The sequence below is a fragment of the Micromonospora sp. HM5-17 genome (assembly GCF_003762835.1).
GTDB lineage: Bacteria > Actinomycetota > Actinomycetes > Mycobacteriales > Micromonosporaceae > Plantactinospora.
In genome coordinates this window covers 274,792-299,580 of sequence record NZ_RJWA01000005.1, presented here as the reverse complement: position 1 = coordinate 299,580, position 24,789 = coordinate 274,792, and the positions used below count along the sequence as shown (strand labels likewise).

Genomic DNA, 24,789 nt, shown 5'->3' with positions numbered 1-24,789 from the left:
GACGCCACCCGGCGGATCCGGGTGCTCTGGGAGGCGCTGGAGTCCGAGGGGGTGCAGAGCGCTGCTCGGCCGGCGGCACCGGCCGCACGTCTCGCTGGCGGTCGCCCCGCGGCTCGACCCGGAGCGGGTGGCCGCGGCGCTGGCCGGGATGGTCGTGGCGGCACCGCTGCGGCTGACCTTCCAGTACGCCGGCCAGTTCGTCGGCCGGGTCCTGTGGCTCGGCCCGTCGCCCACCGCCGACCTCCTCGCCCACCAGGCGACGGTGTACGACCGGCTGACCCGGGCCGGGGTGGCGGTGAGCGACCAGCACCGGCCGGGGTACTGGGTGCCGCACTGCACCCTCTCGATGCGGGTACCGAATCCGCTGATGACCGCGGCGGTCCGTCGGTGCCTGGAGGTGCTGCCGATCGAGGCGACCGTGGTCGGTGCCGCGGTCGTCGACCACGCGCGGGACATCGTCCGGCCGCTGCCCTGAGGGGCCGGGCGGTCACCGACGCGCCAGTGGCCGCGCTCCGGGGACTCTGTGGCCAGGAGTCGGCCGAGGGCTACCACGCCGTGCCGGCGGCGAGGTGACCGAGGGGGGAATCGCCGGCCCGGGGCTCGGTAGGGTTCCGACCATGACGGTCGACCCGATCGAGGAGGCATTGGCCCTGCTCCGCACCGGGTACGTCCTTCCGGAGCGGGCGGCGCGGGCCGTCGAGGAGATCCGCGCCCGGCGGGCGGCCGGCGCGTACGACGGTCTCGCCGACGAGGCGTTGGCCGAGCGGCTGACCGCGGACCTCTTCGCGATCTGCGCGGACCGGCACCTGCGGGTCCGGCTCCGGGACGAGACGCTCGCCGCGGCGACGACCGAGGCGGACCGGGCGGCCGCCCGGCACACCCAGATGCGGCTCGACAACTACGGGATCGCCCGGGTCGAGCGGCTCGACGGCAACGTCGGCTATCTCGACCTGCGGATGATCGCCGAGGCCGGCGCCGGCGGCCGGGCCATCGCCGCCGCGATGGAACTGGTCGCGCACACCCACGCGCTCATCGTGGACCTGCGGCGGAACCGGGGCGGCTCACCGAACGGGGTCATCTTCTGGACCAGCTACTTCTTCCCCGACGACCAGACCCACCTGAACAGCATCCACGACAGGGAGAGCGGCACGACCCGGCAGTACTGGAGCCTGGCGTACCTGCCGGGGGAGCGCTACCTCGACCGGCCGGTCTTCGTGCTGACCAGCGGAACGACGTTCTCCGGTGGCGAGGAGTTCTGCTACAACCTCCAGGCCCAGGGCCGGGCCACGCTGGTCGGCGAGACCACCCGGGGCGGGGCCCACCCGACCCGCGTCGTCCCGATCACCCCCACCCTGGAGATCACCGTGCCGTACGCCCGGTCCGTCAATCCGGTGACCGGCACCAACTGGGAGGGGACCGGCGTCGAGCCCGACGTGCCGGTGCCGGCGGACCAGGCGTACGACGTCGCCTACCGCCGGGCGCTGGAACACGTCCTGGCCACCACCACCGCGCCCGGGATCCGCGCCGAGGCTCGGGCCGCCCTCGACCGGCTCGGCGGTCCCACCCATCCGGCGTGACCCCGCACCCGCCACACCCCGGATCGTGTTGACAACGCGGCAAGCTTTCGGCCGACACGGTCACCGGAACCTGGAAGCCGGCAAGGGATACCGACGTCCCGAGGAGGAGAGGGATCATGTTGTCCCGCAAGGCATTGACCAGGATCGGGGCGACCGCGGTCGCTGTCGGTGCTGCGCTCACCCTGACGCCGGGCCAGGCGCAGGCCGCGTACACGCCGCAGGGGGTGTGCGGCAGCGACTACTACGTCCAGCGGTCGCACGGGCTGTCCGGCGCCCGGGTCTACCTGCTCTACAACGGGTCGTACAACTGCGTGGTGGCCATCAAGACCTCGTCGGTCGGTACGCCGACGCGGATCACCGCCGGGCTCCAGGTGGAGGGCCAGGGCTGGGCGTTGGACACCGGCCTTTACCGCTACTACGCCGGGCCGGTGAAGGCGCGGGCGGCGGGCAAGTGCGTCCGCTTCTTCGGCTACCACGGCGGCGAGAACTACACCAGCCCGTGGGGTAACTGCGGCTGAGCTCGGCCGGCGCGGTTCGGCGGGCCACGGGGCGGCCCGCCGGACCGCGCGGATCAGCGGGTAGGCGACGGCCTGGCCCGGACCGAGTGGCCGCGGGGGGGCTCGGTCCGGGCCAGGCCGCGTGGGAATCTCCGGACGCCTCGGCCCTCGGGGGCTCAGTTCGCCTCGGCCTCCGGCGACGGCTCCTCCGGGGCGACGACGTTGACGAGGAAGTAGACCGGCCGGGCGCTGGGAAAGAAGAGCCGGCCCTGCTCGTCGACCATCTTCCACTTGACCATGCAGCTTCCCGGACGGTCCGGGGCGGTGACGGTCACACTGATCTTGACCCGTTCGTTGGGCAACGTGTTGCCGATCGGAACCCGGTCCGGTGTACGGCAACTACCCGGTGCCGGCGGCAGGTCCTCGCGCTGAAGATAGCGGCCGTACCACGGCACGGTGCCGCTGTTCTGGATCTCCCACACCTTGACGAAGGTTTCGTTCGTCGTCACCGACGTACCGTCCGGGATGGTGACGTCGGCGATGAACCGACTCCGGTCGCCGCTGACGCGCGGCCCTGCCGGCGTGGCGGCCGCCGGGTCCGGCGTCTCGTCGGAGCCGGAGCGCAGCATGAGGCCCGCGCCGCCGACCGCGACGAGTATGGTGATGATCCCGGCGACCACGGCGATTGTTCGGCTGAACCGACGGGCGGGGCGGGACGCCTCGGGTCGTACCGGTTCGGATTCCGCCGGCGCGCCGGATGTCGCCAGCGGCGCCGGCGGGATGGCCGGCTCCGGCCGCGCCGGCTCGGATTCCGCCGGTCGCTCCCCATTCTCGAACGTCGCCGGACCGTCCGGTGAGGACTCGTCGGCCTGGCCGAGCGCGAGCGCCGCCGCCCGTTCCCAGCGGGCCCGCCACGCCGCCTCGTCACCACCGCACGCCCGGACGAACTCGCGGGTCGTCGCCCAGGAGGCGAGGCGGTTGCCGGCGACGGCCTCGTGCAGCGCGGTGTGGGAGATGCGTCCCGACCGGCCGGCCAGTTTTCGGAACGAGGGATTTCCGTTGGCTGCCCGTAATGCCTGCAACTCATCGGCAAACTGTGTGATCGCTTGCTTTCGTTGATCACGATCGGGCGGGACGCGCTCTGGCATCAAGGCCCCCCTGTAAAGATGTCAGAACTGTTGTCAGCCGATGTCAGAGTCTACCGAACACCATCGATCTATCGAGATCCTGAAGCCGTTGCGCCGGTCTGGTGGCAGCAATCGGACTCGACGACAGAAATGATGTTGTTCGATTATTCGGTGGGGGCGGAAAGGCGATGGATTTTCGAGTTCTGGGGCCGGTCGAGGTGTGGGTCGACGGGCGGGCGCTGGTCGCCGCGCGCCCGCAGCAGACGGCGGTACTCGCGATGCTGGCCGTCGACGCCAACCGGATGGTCCGTACCGAGGCGCTCATCGACCGGATCTGGGGCGATCGGCCGCCGGAGCGAGCCCGGCGTACGCTGCACACCCACATCAGCCGGATTCGCCGGATGCTTGGGCAGCGGGGTGTCCCGGGGTCCGCGCCGGTCCGGTTGCTCCGGCGGCCGGGCGGGTACGTGCTGAATGTCGACGCCGAACGGGTCGACCTGCACCGCTTCTACCGTCTCGTCGCGCAGGCCGATGTGGCCTCGAACGCGGCCGAGCGGGTGACGGCGCTGCGGCAGGCGATGGCGCTGTGGCGGGGCGAGCCGCTCGCCGACGTACCCGGGGAGTGGGCAGGACGCGTCCGGGAGGCCTGGCGGCAGCACTATCTCGGTGCCGTGGCAGCCTGGGCGCAGGCGGAGGTGGAGATCGGCAATCCCGCCGGGGTGATCGGGCCGCTGACCGCCCTGGTTGGCGAGCATCCGTTGGCGGAGCACCTGGCCGCCGCCCTGATGCGGGCGTTGCACGCGGCCGGCCGTACCGCCGACGCCCTCGACCGCTACGTCCGGCTCCGGCACCGGCTGGTCGAGGAGGTTGGCGTGGAACCGGGGACCGAGGTGCGCGCCCTCCACCGGGCGATCCTGCGCGGCGAACCCACGGACCGCCGTACCGGGACCCCGGTGCCGGTCACGCCACCCCTGTGCTCCGCCGTGCCGTGGTGACCCGGCGGCGCGGTGCCGTGGTGATTCGGTAGCCGCAGGACCAGCCGGGCCACGGTTCCCGAGTGTGCGGCGGCTCACCGGCCCGCGATGCCACTTTTCACGTCGTGCCATCGGGCGGTCGTGACGGTGTTTCCGAGGTACGCGACGGGGCATTGTGGCCTTGACGGCATCGGTGAGCATCCCGGGGAGGGGTGATGTCGGCGGAGGCGAGCGGCGGTTCTCGCGGCAGAACGGGACCCACGGGGTGGGTGACCCGGTGGGTGCTGGCCACGGCGGTCGGGCAGGTCCTCGTCACCGGGACGGTGCGGATCGTGCTGGCGGCCCTGATGGGCGCCGCGCTGGGCGGGCTCGCGGTCTGGCTCGTCCTGCGTCGCCGGCCGGCGAGACCGAGGGCAGGCCGGCCGGCCCCTCCCAGGTACCGCATTACGCCGGCCGCCGGCGCCGCCCGCGGGCCGCGACCCGGGTACGCCGCGACGGCGCCCGGGTACGGCGCGACGCCACGGTGCCGAACCCGGCGTACCGGGGACGGCGGTTCTCCCCGGCGGCCGCCCGTTACCCCTCGGTCGCCTCCAGGCGGGTCACCGCTCCGGTCAGGCGGACCGGGCCGGTAGGCTCTGACCCGCAGGCGCCCGGGCGGGCACCCGGCGACGGGGCCAGGAGGTCCGACTGATGAATCCCGTCCTCGCGCAGCGGGTCGAGGCGGGGGTGATCGCCGCCCTGGCGGTCGTGGTGACCGTCGCCGCCGGCTACGCGTGGTGGTGGCTGCTGGCCCTCTTCCTCCTCTTCGACCTCTCGATGCTCGGCTACCTCCGGGGCCCCCGTGTCGGTGCCCTCTGCTACAACCTCGGCCACTCCTACGCGCTGCCGGCGCTGCTCGGCGCGGTGGCGGTGGTCATGGCCGCGCGCGACGAACCGGTCACCTGGCTCGGGGTCGTCGCCGTCGCCTGGGTGTTCCACATCGCCGTCGACCGCGCCCTCGGCTACGGGCTCAAGACGACCAGGGGCTTCGCGCACACCCACCTCGGTCCGATCGGCCCGGCCCGGCGCGGCGACGCCAGGTGAGCGCGGCCGGGGACGGTCGTGGACGCGTCGGTCCGGTGGTGACCGCGAACCCGGTCAGGCGGCCACCACGTAGGGGAAGCTCTCGCTGCGGGCCTCCAGGGCCACGTCCGCGTCGAACCCGGTGGTGATCCCGGTGTTCATCACCAGGGAGAACATCACCTCCGGTGCGTTGTCCCGGATCTGCCGGCCGTTGCGTTCCGCGAACCCGAAGATGGCGCGGGAACCGATGCGGTACGAGAGCACGTCGGGAAGGAGTTGCCGCGCCACGCTACGACCACACGCCGCCGGGTCGGCGCTGGTTCCATTCGCGTCGATGACCCGGGCGACGATGCTGGCTATCTCGTCGCCCGCGCCCTTCGCATCGTCACGGGGGTGCCGGACGTTGGCCGGGTTGGAAAAGTCGGTGTCGGTGGGCCAGAAGATCGGCCACATCATCGGGTGGCCGGCGCGGTTGATCTGCCACCAGCCACCCGCGTCCGTGGCCAGCTTGGTGGCGCACCAGACGCCGACCTGCATGCCGTCCCGCAGCATCGAGTCCTGCCCACCCACCTCCAGGACGATCGACTCGACCGTGGCGTCGGCGAAGCTGTTTCGGGGGTTCTCGGGGTGCCAGGCCGACCGGTCGAGCCGGGTGCCGTGCTTGAAGGCCTTGTTGATGGCGGCGAGCTGGTCGAGGTCGATGTAGAAGGGGTCGCGGATCCGGCCGGCCCAGACCCGCAGCCGCTGGTCGCCGACGGTCTCGCCGGTCCGGCCTTCGAGTACGAGCGTGCCGGTCGCCAGGTCGTCTCGGGCCTCGGACCCGGTGAGCGCGTACACCTGCAGGGCCTGCCGGCCCTCCGGGTCCGGCTCGTCGAAGGTCACGCGGTAGGTCAGCTCCTCATCCTCGCCGCCGTCAACGTGGACTTTGAATTCGTAGCGGGCCTCGTGGTGAAATCCGGGTTTGATGTCGGCGCCGGTGATCGAGCTGTTGACGTTCATGACGAAGACGGTGCCGTGCTCGCCGTCGAAGACGTACAGGTCGGTGATGAAGAGCTGGCCGCTCTGCGCCGCGAGCGGAGTATCAAGGTGGTGCGACATCGGGGTCACTCCCGGCCCGTGAGTTCAGGTCGTTTTGACCATACCCGCGCGGATTTATCCCCTAGTCTGAATTGTCGAAATCTGCCTCGCCCGACCGCACCGGCCCCGGCTCGGGCAGCGGGGCCGGGGCCTCCCGCGTCGCCGCAGCATGAGGCGTGAATCATCCACCCCGGCGACGTGAGGACACTGGACCCGGGCGAGGAGCGGGTACAGGCGGATCGGGTGGGGTCGGTCTCAGCGGGCCGGGTCGATGGTGCGGGCGAGGCGGACGAAGGCTTGCCACTGGGTCGGGGTGAAGGCGAGGACGGCGCCGTTGGGGTCCTTGCTGTCGCGGACGAGCACCACGCCGGGCAGGTTGTCGGCGACCTCCACGCAGGAGCCGCCGTTGGTGCCGGACCGGGTCGACTTCCGCCAGATCGCGCTGCTCAGGTCCATCTCTTCGCCGCTTCCTTGATCAGGTTGAGTGACTGGGCCCGGGGCAGGGCCTCGCTGCGGATATCCTCCCAGGTCCCCTCCAGGATGAGTAGGTCCTCCGCCCGGTCGACGATCTGGGCCCGCACCTGGTGGTCGAGGTGGGATATCCCCGTCTTGTCGTCGAGCGTCGCCAGGATGAAGCCGCCCTGGAGTCCAGCGTAGATCCCTACTTCCTCAGGCACCACGAGGATCTGCACGTGCGGGAGTTCGGTGCAGGCCAGCAGGTGGTCGAGCTGCTCGGCCATGATTTTTCGATCTCCACGTACCTTACGGCGCAGCACCATCTCGTCGATCACGAAGACGCACTGCGGTGGATTCTCAACGGCGAGCACCGCCTGCCGGTCGAGCCGAGCCCGGACCCGCTGCTGGACCTGCTCCGGCGTCCGGCGCGTTCCGCTCAACATCGCGGTGGCGTACGCCTCGGTCTGGAGTAGACCCGGGACGAAGGCGGGTTCGTACCAGCGTAGGAGCTTGGCGCTGCGCTCGAACTCGATCCACTCCCGCAGCCACGCCGGGGTGAGGTCCAGCCGGCCGAGCTTCTCCAGCATCCGGGTGAATCGGCCCCCGGTGTCGAATGCCGCGTCAATCTGCGCCATGTATTCCTCGGTCGGCGGTCGTTGACCGGTCTCGACCGAGCTGACGTGCGACCCCGAATAACCGATCTTGCGACCAAACTCCTCCTGGCTCAACTTCTGCCCGGTACGGAAGATCCGCAGTTCGTCGATGACGTACTGGGTGGCGAGACCCATTGATTCACCCATTCCTGCTCGTGGCCGACGGTGTTCCTCCAACACCCGCCCAAGAGCTGCGCTGACCTGCGCGGACGGCGCGAGCACGTATCGACCGTAGTGTGTTCCTCATCAGACTTCCAGTAGCGGAACCGCCCGGATTCCACGCGGCACAGTGACCCGCCGGGCGGAACCTGCGGGGGCCGACTTCCGCCTTCCCTCTCCGGGGAGTCGGCCCCCATCCAACGCCAGCGAGGAGACGTGATGAGAAATGCTGATCAAGGTTCGCCCGTGCCACTCGTGTTCCATCACCGACGGAATTGGCGTCGACTGTGGATCTATTGTCGACGCGGCCGCCGGTGGGGCTCCTGCCCGTACCGGGAGCTGTCGGTGCTGATGCCACAGTCGGTGCCGGCGGTCGCGGTCCCGCCGCGCCGACCGGACGCCCATCGCGACCCGGTCGTGCCGGCCCCGCCGGTCGGCCGGCGACGGGTGGGCCGGCGGGGGATCGGGCGGTGACCGGGGTGCGGCCGCCGGTCCGGGTCGGCGACGTGCTCCAGCTCGCCCCCGGCGACTACCGGTACGGCGTGGACCGCGTCGAGTACGGCACCAGCGCGCTCCGACTCCGCGTGCAGTACGCGCCGCGTAGCCCGGAAATCCTGGCGGGGGAGTGGATTCCGGTGCTCGGGGTGGAGGTGCGGCCGAACGGGACCGACGGTCGCGCCCGTGCCGTGCACGTCCGCCGGGCCGCGCTGCCCGCGAGTCGGGACGACACCGGAGCCGGGGGCACCGACGCGACCTCAGCCTCGCGCGCGAGGAGCGGTGGTCTCGGTGAGGCGGGGCAGCAGGCGGGTGGCGAGCGGGGTGAGCCAGAGCAGACCGATGACGATCATGGCCTGCGGTGACCGCCGTTCCGGCGTGGCGCCGCGAAACAGGTCGAAGAGAAACAGGCCGGAGACCTGTACTCCGCTCGATGCCGCGGGCTGCGCGTGCTCAGGCGCTGGCGGCCGCGGCGGTGGCGGCGACGGACACCTCGTTCCAGGTGATGATGAGGATTCCGAGGACGAAGATCTGCAGCGGGAGGGGCATACCCGGCAGGTCGGCGGCCAGGTCGCCTCGCCAGGAGCTGGTCCGCCGCACCGATCCCACCCGCCGGCCGTCGACGACCAGCTCGTGTTCGGTGCCCCAGATCGAGGCCCGCTGGAAGTCGTACCTCCGCCCGTCCGACTCGACCGTCCAGCGCTTCCGCCCGACCCGGTCCGCCGAGGCGACCGGGGCACCGGCCGCGTCGAGCAGCGTGTAGCGGCTGCCCCAGGCGTTGCTGCGGAGCTGGTAGCTCCGCCCCTCGAGGGTGAAGCTGCCGCCGCTGCGCCAGGTGGCCGGGTCCCACGTCGCGACGGTCCGGCCGTCGACCATGATGTCGTACCGGTTGCGCCAGACACTGTGCCTGCGAGCCTGCACCATGCCGTCAGGGTATCCCGGACGGTCAACCCGACCCCGCGGCCACCCGCGTCAGTGCGCGGCGACGATGGCGATCCAGGTGGCGCGGGCGCGGGCCAGCGGGTCGCCGTACGGGCCGTACACCGTGGTGTTAACGAGAGCCTTGCGGCCCTCGACCCCGACCAGGGCGCCACGGACCACGCAGCGCTCCCCGGGGCTGGGCACCCGGTCCAGGCGGGCCGCGATCCGTCCCAGCACGTACGGCCGACCCGCCTCGATGATGGCCCAGCCGCCGGGGCAGTCCAGTGCGGCCCAGACGGTGGCGGCCGAGACGTCGTCCGGGACCGTCCAGGGGGCGGCGGTGGTGCCGTCGGCCAGCCGGCCGGGGAAGATCCGTAACCCGTCGGTCCGCTCAGGCCCGCAGACGTAGCAGGTGGGGAAGGGATGGTCGGTGAAACCGGCGTAGTGGGTGCTGGCCTCCACCGCCTCGGCGTACCCGATCGGCGGAACCACGGTGTCCAGGTCGCCGGCCGGGCGGACCTCGGCCACGACGGCGCCGTCCGGCCCACGGACGATCCCGTCGAGGAGCGTGAGCGGGGTGTCCAGGGGCGGCGGCATCCGCAGCGTGACCTCCCGGTGGACCTCGCCGGCCGGGCCGGCGAAGAGCCCGGCCGAATAGCCGCCGTTGCCCGAGGTCGGAGGGCCGTTGAAGCGGGCAGGAATGATCATCGTCCGTCCTCCGGATCGGGGGGGGGTGGGATCGACCCTACGATGCCGGCCGCGGACCGGGCGCGACCGGCGCGAACCGTGCGGCGCGTCCCGGCTACGGACGCAGCACGGCGATCACCGCCCTCGTCGCGGCCGCGATCAGCGCGTCGTCGTACGTGGCGTGCCGCTCGTCCCGCCGGGACATGACGGCGAGCACGATGGGCGCGCCGTCGGGCGGCCACACCACGGCGATGTCGTTGCGGGTGCCGTAGGAACCGGAGCCGGTCTTGTCCCCGACGGTCCAGCCCGCCGGGACGCCGGCCCGGATCAGCCGGTCGCCGGTGGTGTTCCGCCGGAGCCAGTCGACCAGCAGGTCACGGTCCTCGGCGGCGAGGGCGTCGCCGAGGACGTACGCCCGCAGGTCGGTCGCGAGCGCCCGGGGCGAGCTGGTGTCCCGGGTGTCGCCCGGCCGCACGTCGTTGAGCCCGGGTTCGCGGCGCTCCGGGTTGGTGACCCGGTCGCCGAGGTCCCGTAGGGCCCGTTCAAAGCCGTCCGGACCGCCGAGCCGGTCCAGGATCAGGTTGGCCGCGGTGTTGTCGCTGTACCGCACCGCCGCCTCGGCGAGTTCGCGCAGCGTCATGCCGGTGCGCACCCGTTGCCTCGTGATCGGCGCGTGCGCCAGGAGGTCCGCCTCGGTGTAGCGGACCACCCGGTCGAGCTCGGCCGACGTGGTGGCGTCCAGCAGCGCGGCGGCGGCCAGGGCCTTGAACGTCGACGCGTAGCCGAACCGCTCGTCGGCGCGGTACTCGACGGTCCGGCCGGTGCCGGTGTCGACCGCGTAGACGCCGAGCCGCGCGTCGAACCTCGACTCGAGCCGGCCGAACTCGGGGCTGGTCGCCGGCGTGGTCGGTGCCGGCGCCGTGGTCGGTGCCGGTGGAACGGCCGAGGCCGGCCCGCCCCGGTCCGGCGGGTCGCCCATGGAGCAGGAGCCGAGTGGTGCGAGGGCCAGCGCGGCGGTGGCCACCAGGATGGCGCGTCCGACGGCGCCGGCCCGACGGTGGAGTGGCATGCGGCGATCCTCTCGTACGCGCGGGGGGCGCGAAATATCGGTCGCGGTGCCCCGGGTGTGGCGCTAGCGTGAGCGCCATGTTTGGCACGGCCGGTTCGGCGTGGCCCGCAGGGGTCCTCCTGCTGGGCCCCACCGCCGTGTCCCTGGCGATGGCTCGGCTGGATACCGGCGCGCGAGGCTGACCCTCCTCCCGCCCCAGCAGAACCCACGGAGGAGGGTGGCCCATCCCGGTGCCGCCCCCTGTTCGGTGCGCGCGCACCGGTGCGCGGTTCTGGCGCGGTTTCTCTCGATTGCGGTGTGGCACCCGCCCGCGCTCGTCGTTCGCCAGCCACGACTATCCATTGAGGACAGACAGAGCCATGGCCAAGAGCCAGTTCGTCAGGAACAAGCCCCACCTGAACATCGGCACGATGGGGCACGTCGACCACGGCAAGACCACCCTCACGGCCGCGATCACCAAGGTGCTCGCCGACCGGGACCCGGCGGTCAACCGGTTCGTCGCGTTCGACGGCATCGACCGCGCGCCGGAGGAGATCGCCCGCGGCATCACCATCACCATCGCCCACGTCGAGTACGAGACCGCGACCCGGCACTACGCGCACGTCGACATGCCGGGCCACGCCGACTACGTGAAGAACATGATCACGGGAGCGGCGCAGGTCGACGGGGCGATCCTGGTCGTCTCCGCCCTCGACGGGGCAATGCCGCAGACCCGCGAGCACGTACTGCTCGCCCAGCGGGTCGGGGTGCCGTACCTCGTGGTGGCGCTGAACAAGGCCGACGCGGTGGAGGACCCCGAACTGCTCGACCTGGTCGAGCTGGAGGTGCGGGAGCTGGTCAGCGAGTACGGCTTCCCCGGCGACGAGGTGCCGGTGGTGCGGGTCTCCGCGCTGCGGGCCCTGGAGGGCGACCCACGCTGGGTGCAGTCGGTCGCCGACCTGCTCGACGCCGTGGACCGGTACATCCCGGTGCCGCCGCGCCTGCTCGACCAGCCGTTCCTGATGCCCGTCGAGAACGTGCTGACCATATCCGGGCGCGGAACGGTGGTGACCGGCGCGGTGGAGCGGGGCGTGCTGCGCGCCGGCGAACCGGTCGAGGTGGTCGGACTCGCCCCGACGCTCGGTACCGTCGCCATCGGGCTGGAGACCTTCGGCCGCTCGCTGGAGTCGGCGCAGGCCGGTGACAACGCCGCCATCCTGCTGCGCGGGGTCAAGCGCGACCAGGTGCAGCGGGGGCAGGTGGTGGCGGCGCCGGGCACGGTGACGCCGCACCGGCGGTTCACCGCCCAGCTCTACGCCCTGACCACCGCCGAGGGTGGGCGGCGGACGCCGTTCCACGCCAACTACCGGCCGCAGTTCTTCTTCCGGACCACCGACGTGGTCGGCGCGGTCGACCTCGGCGACCTGCCGCAGGTCAACCCCGGCGACACGGTGACCCTGACGGTCAACCTCGGCAAGCCGGTCGCCATGGACGTCGGCCTCGGCTTCGCCGTCCGTGAGGGCGGCCGTACGGTCGCCGCCGGCACCGTCACCGCCCTGCTCGACTGATCCGGCCGAGGGGTCCCCGGTCGGGGTACCGCCGGTGGATCGTGACCGGCCGGACCTCGATCGGACCGGACCTCGATCGGCCGGGACCTCGACCGGGTGGATCATGATCGTCCGGGACCTCGGCCGGGTGGATCGTGACCGGCCGGCCCGGGCGCGGCGCGGAACGGGTCCTTCCCGTCACCTTCGGCGGGAAGGACCCGTTTTCCGAGGCCAGCCCCGGATCCCGGACAGCGCCGACCGGCCGGTCCGGTGCCGAGCCACGCGCCGATCCGGCCCGGTTCGGCGCGGTGCCGTGCCCCGAGCCGGTTGCCGCGTCGGCCCGGCCGCTCGGCTAGTCTGTGGAGCCGGTCCGGGGAGGGGAGCGCGATGGGCATGACGCGACGGCGAGGCGCCGTACTGGCCGCCATCCTGGCGACGGCCCTGCCACTCGGGGTGACCGGGTGCGGCCTGGCCGACTCGTTCGGACAGGAGCCGGAGGAGGCCGCCACGCCCGACGAAGGGCCGGAGCGGGCCCGGGCGCGGGTGCAGGCGTACCTCGACGCGATGAAGGAGAAGAGCGTCGACGCCGGTCGCGAGCAGTTCTGCGAGCCGGTGCGGGAGGCCTTTGACGCCGTCGCCACCAGCGCGAACGGCGATTTCGCCAAGCACTTCACCGTCTCGGAGGCGGAGATCATCGACATCCGGGCGAAGGGCCCCGACCAGGAGGTCAGTACGTCGATCACGGTGAAGTCGGGCGGCCGGACCAGCTCCATCAACCTGCTCTTCACCGTGGCCCGGGCCGACGGGCAGTGGTGCATCGCCCAGGAGGTACCCGGCGGGCACACCCCGGCCCCGTCGGCCAGCGAGACGCCCGCCGGCTGACGATCACGGCGCGACCGTCAGCGCACCGGCGGGCCGCCCCACGGGTGATCGTTCCTGGTCAGGTCCGCCGGCGATCGTCGTCCTCCCACCTGGCGGACGCGCCGACCTCGGGCGGTGACCGGCCGGGGTCCCACCGTAGGCTTACCGCATGCGCCAAGAGTGGCATCAGCTGAGCTACCCCGCCGTGGGCAACCCCGCGCTCCAGACCAGCCGCCCGACCGTCGACTCGGCAGAGGACGCGGCCCTGGGGCTGGACAACTGGCGGGACCTACCGCGGGCCCAGACGCCACCCTGGCCCGACCCGGCGGCGGTCGGCGAGGTCTGCAAGGTCCTGGAGAACGTCCCGTCGATCGTCGCGCCCTACGAGGTCGACCAGCTCCGGGAGCGGCTGGCGTTGGTCTGCGAGGGCCGGGCCTTCCTGCTCCAGGGCGGCGACTGCGCCGAGACCTTCGCCGACAACACCGAGAGCCACCTGCTGGCCAACGCACGGACGCTGCTCCAGATGGCGGTGGTGCTGACGTACGGGGCGTCGCTGCCGGTGGTCAAGGTCGCCCGGGTGGCCGGGCAGTACACGAAGCCGCGGTCGCAGCCGACCGACGCGCTCGGGCTGCCGGCGTACCGGGGCGACATGATCAACTCGCTGGAGGCGACCCCGGAGGCCCGGGTCGCCGACCCGCAGCGGATGATCCGGGCGTACGCCAACTCGGCCGCCGCGATGAACATGCTCCGTGCCTACCTGGCGGGCGGCCTCGCCGACCTGCACGCGGTGCACGACTGGAACAAGGACTTCGTCCGCAACTCCCCGGCCGGGGAGCGGTACGAGGCGATCGCCCGGGAGATCGACCGGGCCCTGGCGTTCATCCGGGCCTGCGGGATGACCGACGAGGAGGCGCTGCGTACGGTCACCCTCTACTGCTCCCACGAGGCGCTCGCCCTCGAGTACGACCGCGCCCTGACCCGGGTCTCCGGCGGCCGGGCGTACGGCCTCTCCGGGCACTTCCTCTGGGTCGGCGAGCGGACCCGGCAGATCGACGGGGCGCACATCGACTTCGTCTCCCGGATCGCCAACCCGATCGGGGTCAAGCTCGGCCCCACCACCACCCCGGAGCAGGCGCTCGAACTCTGCGAGAAGCTCAACCCGGACAACATCCCCGGCCGGCTCACCCTGATCAGCCGGATGGGCAACAAGCTGGTCCGGGACGTGCTGCCGCCGATCGTGTCGAAGGTCACCGACTCCGGCGCCAAGGTCGTCTGGCAGTGCGACCCGATGCACGGCAACACCCACGAGTCGTCGAACGGCTACAAGACCCGGCACTTCGACCGGATCGTCGACGAGGTGCTCGGCTACTTCGAGGTGCACCGCGCCCTGGAGACCCACCCCGGCGGGCTGCACGTCGAGCTGACCGGTGAGGACGTCACCGAGTGCCTCGGCGGCGCCCAGGCGATCGAGGACGAGCACCTGCCGGACCGGTACGAGACCGCCTGCGACCCCCGGCTCAACACCCAGCAGTCGCTCGAGCTGGCCTTCCTGGTGGCGGAGATGCTCCGTGGCTGATCACGACACCACCCCCCTGGTCGACCTGCGGTCGGACACCGTCACCCGACCCACCCCCGAGATGCGGGCGGCGATGGCCGAGGCCGAGGTCGGCGACGACGTGTACGGCGAGGACCCGACCGTCAACGCGCTCGAGGCCGAGGTGGCGGCGCTGTTCGGGCACGAGGCCGCCCTCTTCGCCCCGACCGGGTCGATGGCCAACCAGATCGCCCTGCAACTGCTCGTACCGCCCGGCGCCGAGCTGCTCTGCGACGCCGACGCGCACGTGGTGACGTACGAGGTCGGCGCGGCCGCCGCGTACGGCGGCATCTCGTCGCGGACCTGGCCCGCGGCCGGCGCGGACCTCGACCCGGAGCGGATCGCCGCCATGATCCGACCGGACGGCTACCATGCCGTCCCCACCCGGGCGATCGCGGTCGAACAGACCCACAACCGGGGCGGGGGCGGGGTGATCCCGCTGGCCACGCTCCGCGAGCTGCGCCGGATCGCCGACGACGCCGGGCTGGCCCTGCACTGCGACGGTGCCCGGATCTGGCACGCGCACGTCGCGGACGGGGTGCCGCTGGCCCACTACGGCGAACTCTTCGACACCCTGTCGGTCTGCCTCTCCAAGGGGCTCGGCGCCCCGGTCGGGTCGCTCGTGGTGAGCAGCGCGGAGCGGATCGCGCGGGCCCGGATCATCCGCAAGCGGCTGGGCGGGGGCATGCGCCAGGTCGGGGTGCTCGCCGCCGCCGGCCGGTACGCGGTGCGACACCACGTCGACCGGTTGGCCGTCGACCACGCCCGGGCGGCCCGGCTCGCCGAGGCGCTCGCCCCGTTCGGGGTGCTGGCCGGCCCGGTGCGGACCAACATCGTGCCGCTCGACCTCACCAAGTCGGCCCTGGACGCCCCCGCGCTGGCGGCGGCGGCCCGGTCCCGGGGCGTCCTCGTCTCGGTCCTCGGCCCCCGCACCGCCCGCCTGGTGACGCACTACGACGTGGACGACGGCGGGGTGGCCCGGGCGATCGAGGTGCTCACCGCGATCTTCCGGGGCTGAGTCCCGGCCGCGCCGGCGGCGGTCACTCGCCGGTCCGGCTGAAGTGCTGGTAGTCGGGGGAGCGCCAGGTGCCGCCCCACGTCCAGCCGACCTCGACGAACGCCTCGACCAGGACGCCGTCCGGCACGGCCATCCCGGATCGCTCCGGGGTGCGGTCCGCGTACGTCGTACCGGCCGGCGGCAGCACCCGGCCGCCGATCAGGTACGGATTCTCCACCGGGTTGACGTCGATCGCCCGACCGTACGCGTGCGCCGACCAGGTCGCCGGGCCGTCCGAGACCGCCCGCCGGCAGTTGAAGCCGGAGGTGTTGTCGTCGGCCATCGACCGGTCGTCGCTGCCGCCGTACCGGTCGACCGGCTGGATCCGTCGGATCGGGAACCGCGCGTCGTAGAGCACCCGGAAGACCGTCGCCACGTCGGGGACGACCGACTCGTGGACCACGAGCTCGCCGAGGTGCGGCCGGTCGTCGAAGCCCCAGTGGCTCAGCCGTAGCCGCCGGAGTTCGGTGGGGCCGACCGGGCAGCCCGGTCGCCAGCTCTGGCCGAGGTCGGCGGCGGTCACCGGGGAGACCTCGACGGTGAAGGCCGGCGGATCCGGCGTGTCGGTGGCCCCGGCGGGTGGGGACGCGCCCTTCGGCGGGGCGCCGGAGGCACACCCGACGAGCGTGAGCGCGGAGACCAGCGCCACCAGCAGGACGTGGCGTACCGGCGTCCGCCGGGTGGAGCGCGGCTCACCGAGGGGTCCCATCGGGGCCACGGTACGCCGCCGGGCCCGGTATCCGGCGACCGACCGTGGCGAGAAGGTGACCTCGGTCATCCCCGCCGGCGGCCGGGCGACCGGCGGCTCAGGGCCGGAGTCGTTTCAGCGTGGCGATGTCGTCGGCGTGCCCGAGGTGCTTCTCCGTCGGCGTCTCGACGATCACCGGAACCCCGGTGGTCGCCGGGTGGGCCAGCAGCTCGGCGAAGGGTGCCTCCCCGATGGCGCCCTTGCCGATCGTCTCGTGCCGGTCGCGGGTCGAGCCGCACGGGTCGCGCGAGTCGTTCGCGTGGATCAGCCACAGCCGGTCCGCGCCGACGGCGGTGACCAGGGCGTCCAGCGTCTCGGTCATGCCGCCCTCCCGGGCCAGGTCGTGCCCGGCCGCCCAGGCGTGGCAGGTGTCGAAGCAGACGCCGAGCCACGGGTGCCAGTCCACCGCGTCCAGGTACGGCTCCAGGTGCTCGACCCGGGAGGCGAGCGAGCGCCCTCCGCCGGCGCTCGGTTCCACCAGCAGCTTCGGGCCCTCACGTTCGGCGGCGGCGTCGAGCAGCGGCAGCAGCGCCTCCCGGACCTGGCGCATCGCCACCGCGGCGTGCCCCGGGTCGACCGCGCTCCCGGCGTGGAAGACCACCCCGGTCGCGCCGATCGCGGCACCCCGCTCCAGCGCGTGGGCCAGGGTCGCCACCGACCGCTCCACGGTCTGTGGGGTGGGGGAGCCGAGGTTCGTCAGCAGCGACGCGTGGATGTACGCCGGAATGCCGCGCTCGACGCACCCGGCCCGGAACGCGGCGTCCTGGTCGGGGTCGCCGGCCGGCAGGGCCCAGCCCCGCGAGTTGCCGACGTAGACCTGGACCACCTCGGCGCCGGCGGCATCGGCGTAGGGCAGGGCGGCCCGGGCCAGCCCGCCCGAGGTGGGGGTGTGTGACCCGATGGGCCGGTCCGGCGTGGCCCGGCCCGACGCGTGGTCAGACGACCGGCTCGACGTCGGGCCGGACGAGCGTGGCGCTGGCTCAGAAGCAGGTGATGGCAACTTGGGTCCTTGGCGGGACCTGGGTGTTCGGAGCGGGGTTCTGCGAGCGTACCGGCCCGTTCGGGTTGATGTGCAGCCCACCGACGGTGAGCCCCGCCCCCTCCAGGATCTGCCGGGCCTGCGGACACGGCAGGTTCATCACCGAGGGCACCGTGACCAGCGGCGGGCCCTCGCTGACCTCGACCGTCACCTTCGCTCCGGGCTCCACGCCGGCGCCGTCGGGCGGGTTCTGCGCCAGGACCTCGTCCTTCGGCCGGTCGGACTCCTTGTACTCCACGACGATCTCGAGGTTGAGTTGCTGGAGGGCCGTCCGTGCCTCGGCGAGGCTCTTACCGATCAGGACGGGTACGGTGATCGGCGCCTTGCCCTTACTCACGATCACGGTGATCGTGTCGCCCGGCTTGACCTCCGTGCCGACCTCCGGGTCCACCGCGACGACGACGCCCTTCTCCAGGTTGTCGTCGTACCGGTCGGGGCCACGCTTCACCTTCAGGCCCGCCTCCTCCAGGTCCAGCTGGGCGAGGTCCAGCGTCTTGCCGACCACGTCCGGCACCGGGAAGCGCTCCGGACCGAGGGAGAGGGTGAGGGTGATCGTGCCGCCCCGGACGATCCGCTCGTCCGAGGTCGGATCCTGCGCCAGCACCGCGTCCTTGGCGACCTCGTTGCTGTAGCGGGGGGCGGTGAAGGCGACCTCGAAACCGGCCCGCTCGGCCCGGGCCTGCGCCTCCGTGCCCGCCAGGTTGATCAGGTTCGGGGTGGAGGTGTAGCGGCCCGCGCCGAACCACCAGCCGACCCCGGCGATGACCAGGATGAGCGCCAGTACGGCGGCACCGACGGCGACCCGGCTGGTCCGGTCGGCCAGCAGCCGTTCGCGGAGGTCGGCGAGGCGCCCGGCGGCCCCGTCGCGTGGCGGTGCGGCGCGGCGGCGGTGCGGGGTGCTCCGCTCCCGGGGCTGCTCGGGCAGCCGGGCCCAGGACGGCCGTTCGGCGGGCGGGACGGTGGAGACGACCATCGTGGGCTGCTGCACCACCATGGTCGGCTGCTCCAGCGGCGTCGGGACCGGGCGCAGGACGGTGGTGCTGGCGTTCGCCATGGTGCCGAGGTCGTCGCGGACCACCTGCACCTCCGCCTGCAGCGCGCCCGCGTCGGTCGGCCGGGCGCCGGGGTCGCGCCGGGTCGCCCGGACGACCAGGTCGTCGAGGACCGGCGGAAGACCGGGAACCAGGGTGGACGGGCGCGGTACGTCGCGGTCGACGTGCTGCCAGGCGACGTCGAGCGCCCGCTCGGCGTCGTACGGGACCCGGCCGGTGAGCATCTCGAAGAGCACGATGCCGGCGGAGTAGACGTCGGTCCGGGGATCGGCGCGGCCCTCGGTGACCAGCTCGGGCGCCACGTACGCGACGGTCGCCATCAGCTGGTTGGCGCCGTCGGTTTCCGAACTCGCCTCGACGGCCCGGGCCAGCCCGAAGTCGGCGACCTTCACCACGCTGTCGACCAGGTTCGTCCGGCCGCCGCTGGGCGCCTCCGCGACCAGGACGTTCTCCGGCTTGACGTCACGGTGCACCAGCCCGGCCCGGTGGGCGGCGGCGATCGCGGCGAGCATCTGCTCCATGATCGCCAGCGCCTCGCTCGGGTTGAGCCGGCCGCGCTCGGTGAGGATGTCGCGCAGGGTACGGCCGCGGACGTACTCCATGACCAGGTACGGAACGCCGTTGTAGGTGCCCTGGTCGTAGACGGCGACCACGTTCGGGTGGGTCAGCCGGGCGATGGTCTTGGCCTCGTCGGTGAAGCGGGCCAGGAACTCGGCGACCTGCACCCGGGCGGAGTTGGCCTGATGGGGGTGAATGATCTTGATGGCGACGGTACGGTCGAGGCGTTCGTCCGTGGCCGTGTACACGGTCGCCATGCCACCACGGGCCACGCGACCGCGGATGCGGTAGCGTCCGTCGATCAGCGCGTTCAGCAGGGTGTCGGCGACCTGGTTATCCATTGGCAGGCAGTCTATGTCGTCCGGGGATGACGGCAGACAGGATGCCACAGCCGACACAGAACGAAAATCCGCGCCGGCCTTCCGGAGACGCCGGGCGGGCGTACTGGGACTTTTCGGGCGGCGTACCGGATGGCATCTGGGTGCGGCCGGCTGGGGCGTGGCAAGGTGAGCGGGTGAGCGAATCCCTACCCGACGCACAGCCGGTCGAGCCGGGCGGCTGGCTGACCCTCCCGGACGTCGCCGCGCGGCTCAACGTCTCGGTCAGCAAGGTGCACCAGATGATCCGTGACCGGGAACTGCTCGCGGTTCGCCGGGACGGGGTCCGGCAGGTCCCGGTCGAGCTGGTGGCCAACCAGACCGTCCGCAAGCACCTGCCGGGCATCCTCACCCTGCTGCACGACGCCGGGTACGACGACGAGGCCGCGCTCCGCTGGCTCTACCGGCCCGACGACACGCTGCCGGGTACCCCCGCCGAGGCGCTCGGCGACCACCGGGCCCGCGAGGTCAAGCGACGGGCCCAGGCGACGGGGTTCTGACGGATATCCGCATGCGACACCTCGCCTACCTGGCGGTGCTCGGTGGGTGCCTCGGCTGCGCGCTGTGGCTGGAGCCGGTGCTGCGGGTCAACGTGCTGCGCCGGTGGCGTCGGCTGCTGCTCACCCTGCTGCCGGTCGTCACCGTCTTCGTGCTCTGGGACCTGGCCGCGATCGCCGCCGGACACTGGACCTTCGATCCGGAGCAGACCCTCGGTCTGCGGTTCCCCGGCGGACTGCCGGTGGAGGAACTGCTCTTCTTCGTCGTCGTCCCCGTCTGCACCGTCCTCGGGTTCGAGGCGGTCCGCGCCGTACGGGGCTGGTCGGCCGGGGACGAGTCGTCGTGAGCTACACCGCGGCGGCACTGCTCGGGGTGGCCGGCGCCGTGCTGGTCGACCTCGTGGTACTGCGTACCCGGCTGCTGCGCCGGCCGGTCTTCTGGGCGACGTACCCGATCATCGTCTTCTTCCAGCTCCTCTCGAACGGCATCCTGACCGGCCGGGGCATCGTCCGGTACGACCCGGACGCGATCATCGGCTGGCGGGTGGCGTACGCGCCGGTGGAGGACCTGCTCTTCGGCTTCGCCCTGGTGCTGCTCACCCTGGCCGTCTGGGTCCGGCTGGGGCGGGCCGGCGTGCAGCGTACCCCGCTGGCGGGCGAGGGGAGCCGCCTGGTCGGCGCCCGGAGACGGTGCGGGGCGCCCGACCGGTCCGGGTGACCGACCCGACCGGTGCCCGTGTGACGGCCGTCACTCATCCCCGTCCTGCCCGGGCCGGGGATGCGGACCCCGGCGGCCTGCGGCGTCGTGCCCGGGTTTCGTCCGTGCCCGGCCGCGGGGCGGGGCCGGTCGGCCCGCCCACGGTCAGCGGACGTCCGGCCGGTCGCTCCGTCCGCCCCTGCCGCCGCCGACGCGCCGTACCGCCAGCACGGCCAGGGCGACGAGCAGCGCCACGTCGAGCAACGCGCCGGGGAGCTTGGTGAGCACGGCCACGCCGAGACCGTCGGGCAGGACCAGGAAACTGGTCAGGACCACCAGGCCGGCGACCCGCCGGGTCCAGCGCGGATCGGTGAGTCCGGCCGCGAGCACGGCGACGGCGACCAGGGCGTACCACGGGTAGAAGATCGGGGAGAGCAGCGCGAGGGCGGCGAAGGCGAGGCCGGCCGTGACCACCCGCTCGCGCCGGGCCGCCGCCAGCCCGACGCGGACCACGAGTACGGCGCGAACCACGAGCCCGGCGAGGATCACGACCAGGGCGACCAGCCCGAGCAGCCGGGCCAGGGTCACCGCCGGGTCCACCGCCCCGGGCCGGCCGAGGAGCCGTAGCAGGTATCCGGCGGCCATCCCGAGCCCGGTCGGCAGCGACGTCCACTGCACCAGCCGGCCGGGGCCGGCGAGCGCGCCGAGCCAGCCGAGGTCGAGCCGGGTGGCCACGCTGACCCCCGCGAACCCGAGGCTCCCGCCCGCCAGCACCGCCCCGGCGTGTCCGGCCACGGCCCCGATCGTCCCGACCCGTGCCGCGCCGGTCCGGCCCGCCCCGGTCCCGTCCGGCTCGGTTTCTGGGGAGAGGCGGAGCGCGCCGAGCAGGACGACGAACGGGAGCGCCACGAGCGCGCTGACCTTCACCGCCACGGCCAGGCCCGCCGCCGCACCGGCGACCAGGCCCCGCACCGCGCCCGCCGGCCCGGCTGCCAGGGTCAACGCGGCCAGCACCAGCCCCAGCAGCAGGGCGTCGTGGTGCGCGCCGCCCACCGCGTGGATCATGATCAGCGGGGAGAGCAGTCCGAGCCAGACCGCCCGGACCGGGTCGACCCCGCAGGACCGGGCCAGCCGGGGCGCCGCGCCGGCGGCCAGGAGCAGGCCGGCCAGCGCCTCGGCACGCAGCAGCGCGATCGTGATCACGAGCTGGACGTCGGGATCGGTCGCCACCGTCCGGGCGACCGCGACCGCGACGCCGGAGAGCGCCACCGCCAGCGGCCCGTACGGCGTCGGCGTCTCCCGCCACAGCGCCGGCACGGTCTCCGCCCAGCCGCACCCGCCCGGCCCCACCCCGGTCGCGTACGGGTCGACCCCGTCGAGCCACAGCGTGCCCTGGCAGGCGTAGGCGTACACGTCGCGGCTGGCGGTCGGCGGGGCGAACAGCAGCGGCGCCGCCCAGAGCAGGCCCGTGCCCAGCACCTGACGCGGGGCTACCGCCCCCGGCGGTAGCGCGGCCAGCCGGGTGCCGAGCCGCCACCAGGTGGCCGCCAGGAGTACCAGCCCGGCCAGCCAGCCGGCGAGGCCGAGCCGGTACGCCCAGACGCCGTCCGTGCCGGCGGTGGGGACCGCCGCGTCGGGATCGGCGTACGGCAGGGCGCCCGCCCCGTACGCCCCCGCCGTCATCAGGGTGGTGGCGGCGAGCCCGGCCGTCCGGAGCCGGGTGAGGCGTTCCCGGGCAGGCACGCCCCGATGGTCCCACGGCGCCGACCCGCGGCGTGGCGACGTGGTCGAGAAGGGGCGTACCCGCCAGCGGGACCGACGGTGGGGAAGGCCCTCCACGGCCCACGGCGGAGGCCGGTCGGTACCGGCGACCGCCGGTGCCGACCGGGGTCACTCCTTGCGGCGGGTGGCGGCCACGGCCAGGTCGACCAGCACCTCCCGGGCCTCGTCCTCCAGGTCGACCGCGGCCAGCGCGGCCAGCGCCGCGTCGGTCAGCAGCGTGATCCGCCGCTCGGTCCGGTCCAGCGCCCCGCTACTGGTGATCACATCCCGGAGTTCGTCCACCCCGGCCGCGTCGAGCCCCGGATCGCCGAGGCGGCGGGTGAGCAGCTTCCGCCCGGCGTCGTCGGTCGCCTCGTACGCGGCCGCGATCAGGTAGGTGCGTTTCCCCTCGCGCAGGTCGTCCCCGGCCGGCTTCCCGGTCTGGCCGGGGTCGCCGAAGACACCCAGGATGTCGTCCCGGAGCTGGAACGCCTCGCCGAGCGGCAGTCCGTACCCGGAGTAGGCGTCCCGGACGGCTGCCGGCGCGCCGGCCAGCGCGGCCCCGAGCAGCAGTGGACGTTCGACCGTGTACTTCGCCGCCTTGTACCGGGCGACCTTGCTGGCCCGCTCGACCGAGGTGTCCCGGCTGGCCTGGGCGAGCACGTCCAGGTACTGCCCGATGGTCACCTCGGTCCGCATCTCGTCGAAGACCGGCCGGGCCCGGGCGACCGCGGCCGGGTCGAGACCGCTGCCGTGCAGCAGCTCGTCGGACCAGACGAGGCAGAGGTCGCCGAGGAGGATGGCGCTGCACTCGCCGAAGCTCGCCGGTTCGCCGGCCCAGCCCGCCGCCCGGTGCCGGGCGGCGAACCGGCGGTGGATCGACGGTTCGCCGCGCCGGGTGTCGGAGCGGTCCATCAGGTCGTCGTGGATCAACGCGCTCGCCTGAACGAACTCCAGCGCGGCCAGCGCGCTGACGACCCGGTCGCAGTCCGGCCCGCCGGCACCGCGGTAACCCCAGTAGGCGAACGCCGGGCGCAGCCGCTTGCCGCCGCGTAGGACGAACGCCTCCAGGGCGTCGGCGACGGCGGCGAGCGCCTCGTCGACCCCGGCCATCCAGCCACGCTGCTGGGCGAGGAAGGCGGCCAGGGCGGCGTCGATCCGCCGACGCAGGTCGGCGCGATCCACGGGTGGGACGGGGACGGGTTCGGTCACGCCACGACGCTAGTAGATCGCCTGATCGGGTGCCGGCCCGGTGGGTCGGTGCGGTCCCGGGAACGGACACCGGGCGCGTACGGGGTGTGAAGGGGCGAGAACGTCAGGTGACCCGGTAGAGTCGCCACCGTGGCGCTCGGTCTCCCCTCTGTCTTCCCCGGCTCGCGGCCGTCGATCGGGGACCTGGTCCGCGGGCCCAGACCGACCTTCTCGTTCGAGTTCTTTCCGCCCAAGACGGAGCGGGGTGAGCGGCTGCTGTGGCAGACCATCCGGGAGCTGGAGTCGCTGCGGCCGTCGTTCGTCTCGATCACCTACGGCGCCGGCGGCTCCACCCGGGACACCACGGTCGCGGTGACCGAGCGGGTCGCCACCGAGACCACCCTGCTGCCGATGGCGCACCTGACCGCCGTCAACCACTCCGTGGCCGAGCTGCGGCACGTGATCGGCCGGCTGGCCGAGGCCGGGGTCCGCAACGTGCTGGCGGTGCGCGGGGACCCACCCGGCGACCCGACCGGGGAGTGGATCCCGCATCCGCAGGGCGTCCGCTACGCCGAGGAGCTGGTCCGGCTGGTCCGCGAGTCCGGCGACTTCAGCGTCGGCGTCGCCGCCTTCCCGTACAAGCACCCTCGCTCGCCGGACATCGCCACCGACACCAAGTACTTCGTCCGCAAGTGCCGGGCCGGCGCCGACTTCGCGATCACACAGATGTTCTTCGACGCCGACGACTACCTCCGGCTGCGGGACCGGGTGGCGGCGGCCGGCTGCGACACCCCGATCATCCCCGGCGTGATGCCGGTGACCCAGATCGGCACCATCGAACGCTCACAGCAGCTCTCCGGGGCGCCGTTCCCGCCCGCGCTGGCCGCCCAGTTCGAGCGGATCGCCGACGATCCGGAGGCGGTCCGGCAGCTCGGCATCCAGCAGGCCAGCGAGATGTGCCGGCGGCTGCTCGACGAGGGGGTGCCGGGGATCCACTTCATCACCCTCAACCGGTCCACCGCCACCCGGGAGGTCTGGCAGAACCTCCAGGTCGGGGTCCGGGCGTGACCCGACCCC

26 protein-coding genes are annotated in these 24,789 nt (G+C 73.2%); 14 read left to right on the top strand and 12 right to left on the bottom strand.

From position 1 onward, the window contains the following. Positions 1–127 precede the first annotated feature (127 nt). From EF879_RS16940 to EF879_RS16930, 3 genes are all read left to right on the top strand, one after another. Complete coding sequence (locus EF879_RS16940; protein ID WP_370375511.1) at positions 128–475, top strand: 2'-5' RNA ligase family protein; 348 nt, start codon at positions 128–130, stop codon at positions 473–475. Between the two features lie 142 nt (positions 476–617). Further along, positions 618–1,577 (top strand): S41 family peptidase, encoded by a 960-nt coding sequence (locus tag EF879_RS16935; RefSeq protein ID WP_123559699.1) that lies wholly within the window; start codon positions 618–620, stop codon positions 1,575–1,577. Between the two features lie 116 nt (positions 1,578–1,693). After that, positions 1,694–2,095, top strand: a complete 402-nt coding sequence (locus EF879_RS16930; protein ID WP_123559697.1) for a serine/threonine protein kinase — start codon at positions 1,694–1,696, stop codon at positions 2,093–2,095. Positions 2,096–2,250: 155 nt separating this feature from the next. On the opposite strand, the gene EF879_RS27695 is transcribed toward EF879_RS16930, so the two are convergent. Continuing rightward, positions 2,251–3,156, bottom strand: coding sequence for an NBR1-Ig-like domain-containing protein (locus tag EF879_RS27695; RefSeq protein ID WP_199736471.1), 906 nt, complete (start codon positions 3,154–3,156; stop codon positions 2,251–2,253). 233 nt (positions 3,157–3,389) lie between these two features. Here EF879_RS27695 and EF879_RS16920 point away from each other — a divergent pair, with 233 nt between their 5' ends. Both EF879_RS16920 and EF879_RS16915 read left to right on the top strand, forming a co-directional pair. Continuing rightward, positions 3,390–4,196 (top strand): BTAD domain-containing putative transcriptional regulator, encoded by an 807-nt coding sequence (locus EF879_RS16920; protein ID WP_123559695.1) that lies wholly within the window; start codon positions 3,390–3,392, stop codon positions 4,194–4,196. Positions 4,197–4,865: 669 nt separating this feature from the next. Further along, the gene (locus EF879_RS16915) at positions 4,866–5,258 is read left to right on the top strand and encodes a DUF4260 family protein (protein ID WP_123559693.1); all 393 of its coding nucleotides are present in this window, start codon (positions 4,866–4,868) and stop codon (positions 5,256–5,258) included. A gap of 54 nt (positions 5,259–5,312) precedes the next feature. Here EF879_RS16915 and EF879_RS16910 read toward each other — a convergent pair whose 3' ends face one another. From EF879_RS16910 to EF879_RS16900, 3 genes are all read right to left on the bottom strand, one after another. Further along, a complete protein-coding gene (locus tag EF879_RS16910; RefSeq protein ID WP_123560009.1) occupies positions 5,313–6,335 on the bottom strand; it encodes a DUF4331 family protein in 1,023 nt (340 codons plus the stop codon). A gap of 234 nt (positions 6,336–6,569) precedes the next feature. Then, on the bottom strand, positions 6,570–6,770 hold the full coding sequence (locus EF879_RS16905; RefSeq protein WP_123559691.1) for a DUF397 domain-containing protein: 201 nt from the start codon (positions 6,768–6,770) through the stop codon (positions 6,570–6,572). After that, positions 6,761–7,558, bottom strand: a complete 798-nt coding sequence (locus EF879_RS16900; protein WP_123559689.1) for a helix-turn-helix transcriptional regulator — start codon at positions 7,556–7,558, stop codon at positions 6,761–6,763. The genes EF879_RS16905 and EF879_RS16900 overlap by 10 nt, the downstream gene beginning before the upstream one ends. Positions 7,559–8,052: 494 nt before the next feature. Between EF879_RS16900 and EF879_RS16895 the strand changes: the two genes are divergently transcribed. Then, a complete protein-coding gene (locus EF879_RS16895; RefSeq protein WP_123559687.1) occupies positions 8,053–8,442 on the top strand; it encodes a hypothetical protein in 390 nt (129 codons plus the stop codon). 88 nt (positions 8,443–8,530) lie between these two features. On the opposite strand, the gene EF879_RS16890 is transcribed toward EF879_RS16895, so the two are convergent. From EF879_RS16890 to bla, 3 genes are all read right to left on the bottom strand, one after another. Then, positions 8,531–9,001 (bottom strand): hypothetical protein, encoded by a 471-nt coding sequence (locus EF879_RS16890; RefSeq protein ID WP_199736470.1) that lies wholly within the window; start codon positions 8,999–9,001, stop codon positions 8,531–8,533. 48 nt (positions 9,002–9,049) lie between these two features. Continuing rightward, positions 9,050–9,706, bottom strand: coding sequence for a hypothetical protein (locus EF879_RS16885; protein WP_123559685.1), 657 nt, complete (start codon positions 9,704–9,706; stop codon positions 9,050–9,052). A gap of 94 nt (positions 9,707–9,800) precedes the next feature. Beyond that, on the bottom strand, positions 9,801–10,664 hold the full coding sequence (gene bla, locus EF879_RS16880; RefSeq protein ID WP_199736488.1) for a class A beta-lactamase: 864 nt from the start codon (positions 10,662–10,664) through the stop codon (positions 9,801–9,803). A 449-nt stretch (positions 10,665–11,113) separates the two neighbouring features. On the opposite strand from bla, the gene tuf reads away from it, so the two are divergent. From tuf to EF879_RS16855, 4 genes are all read left to right on the top strand, one after another. Beyond that, positions 11,114–12,301, top strand: coding sequence for an elongation factor Tu (tuf, locus tag EF879_RS16875; RefSeq protein ID WP_123559681.1), 1,188 nt, complete (start codon positions 11,114–11,116; stop codon positions 12,299–12,301). A gap of 372 nt (positions 12,302–12,673) precedes the next feature. After that, complete coding sequence (locus tag EF879_RS16865; RefSeq protein ID WP_233604524.1) at positions 12,674–13,162, top strand: hypothetical protein; 489 nt, start codon at positions 12,674–12,676, stop codon at positions 13,160–13,162. A gap of 148 nt (positions 13,163–13,310) precedes the next feature. Continuing rightward, on the top strand, positions 13,311–14,717 hold the full coding sequence (locus EF879_RS16860) for a class II 3-deoxy-7-phosphoheptulonate synthase (RefSeq protein WP_123559675.1): 1,407 nt from the start codon (positions 13,311–13,313) through the stop codon (positions 14,715–14,717). Between the two features lie 16 nt (positions 14,718–14,733). Next, positions 14,734–15,753: a low specificity L-threonine aldolase gene (locus EF879_RS16855; protein WP_123560006.1), complete on the top strand. Its 1,020-nt coding sequence runs from the start codon at positions 14,734–14,736 to the stop codon at positions 15,751–15,753. A gap of 22 nt (positions 15,754–15,775) precedes the next feature. Here the strand turns inward: EF879_RS16855 and EF879_RS16850 are convergent, their stop codons facing one another. The 3 genes from EF879_RS16850 to pknB form a co-directional block, all read right to left on the bottom strand. Further along, positions 15,776–16,501 carry a M15 family metallopeptidase gene (locus EF879_RS16850; RefSeq protein WP_123560004.1) on the bottom strand — a complete coding sequence of 242 codons (726 nt, stop codon included), beginning with the start codon at positions 16,499–16,501 and terminating at the stop codon, positions 15,776–15,778. Between the two features lie 97 nt (positions 16,502–16,598). Next, positions 16,599–17,441 (bottom strand): deoxyribonuclease IV, encoded by an 843-nt coding sequence (locus EF879_RS16845; protein ID WP_123560002.1) that lies wholly within the window; start codon positions 17,439–17,441, stop codon positions 16,599–16,601. A gap of 79 nt (positions 17,442–17,520) precedes the next feature. Further along, on the bottom strand, positions 17,521–19,530 hold the full coding sequence (gene pknB, locus EF879_RS16840; protein WP_123559673.1) for a Stk1 family PASTA domain-containing Ser/Thr kinase: 2,010 nt from the start codon (positions 19,528–19,530) through the stop codon (positions 17,521–17,523). 173 nt (positions 19,531–19,703) lie between these two features. On the opposite strand from pknB, the gene EF879_RS16835 reads away from it, so the two are divergent. From EF879_RS16835 to EF879_RS16825, 3 genes are read left to right on the top strand one after another with little or no spacing between them, the layout of a single operon-like run. After that, positions 19,704–20,066 (top strand): Rv2175c family DNA-binding protein, encoded by a 363-nt coding sequence (locus EF879_RS16835; protein WP_123559671.1) that lies wholly within the window; start codon positions 19,704–19,706, stop codon positions 20,064–20,066. Between the two features lie 11 nt (positions 20,067–20,077). Beyond that, positions 20,078–20,410 carry a lycopene cyclase domain-containing protein gene (locus tag EF879_RS16830; protein WP_123559669.1) on the top strand — a complete coding sequence of 111 codons (333 nt, stop codon included), beginning with the start codon at positions 20,078–20,080 and terminating at the stop codon, positions 20,408–20,410. Continuing rightward, positions 20,407–20,781, top strand: a complete 375-nt coding sequence (locus EF879_RS16825) for a lycopene cyclase domain-containing protein (RefSeq protein WP_123559667.1) — start codon at positions 20,407–20,409, stop codon at positions 20,779–20,781. The genes EF879_RS16830 and EF879_RS16825 overlap by 4 nt, the downstream gene beginning before the upstream one ends. Positions 20,782–20,925: 144 nt before the next feature. On the opposite strand, the gene mptB is transcribed toward EF879_RS16825, so the two are convergent. Both mptB and EF879_RS16815 read right to left on the bottom strand, forming a co-directional pair. After that, positions 20,926–22,503 (bottom strand): polyprenol phosphomannose-dependent alpha 1,6 mannosyltransferase MptB, encoded by a 1,578-nt coding sequence (gene mptB / locus EF879_RS16820; RefSeq protein WP_123559665.1) that lies wholly within the window; start codon positions 22,501–22,503, stop codon positions 20,926–20,928. A 147-nt stretch (positions 22,504–22,650) separates the two neighbouring features. Next, positions 22,651–23,733 carry a polyprenyl synthetase family protein gene (locus EF879_RS16815; RefSeq protein ID WP_123559663.1) on the bottom strand — a complete coding sequence of 361 codons (1,083 nt, stop codon included), beginning with the start codon at positions 23,731–23,733 and terminating at the stop codon, positions 22,651–22,653. A gap of 129 nt (positions 23,734–23,862) precedes the next feature. Here EF879_RS16815 and metF point away from each other — a divergent pair, with 129 nt between their 5' ends. Then, complete coding sequence (gene metF, locus EF879_RS16810; RefSeq protein ID WP_123559661.1) at positions 23,863–24,780, top strand: methylenetetrahydrofolate reductase [NAD(P)H]; 918 nt, start codon at positions 23,863–23,865, stop codon at positions 24,778–24,780. Positions 24,781–24,789 lie beyond the last annotated feature (9 nt).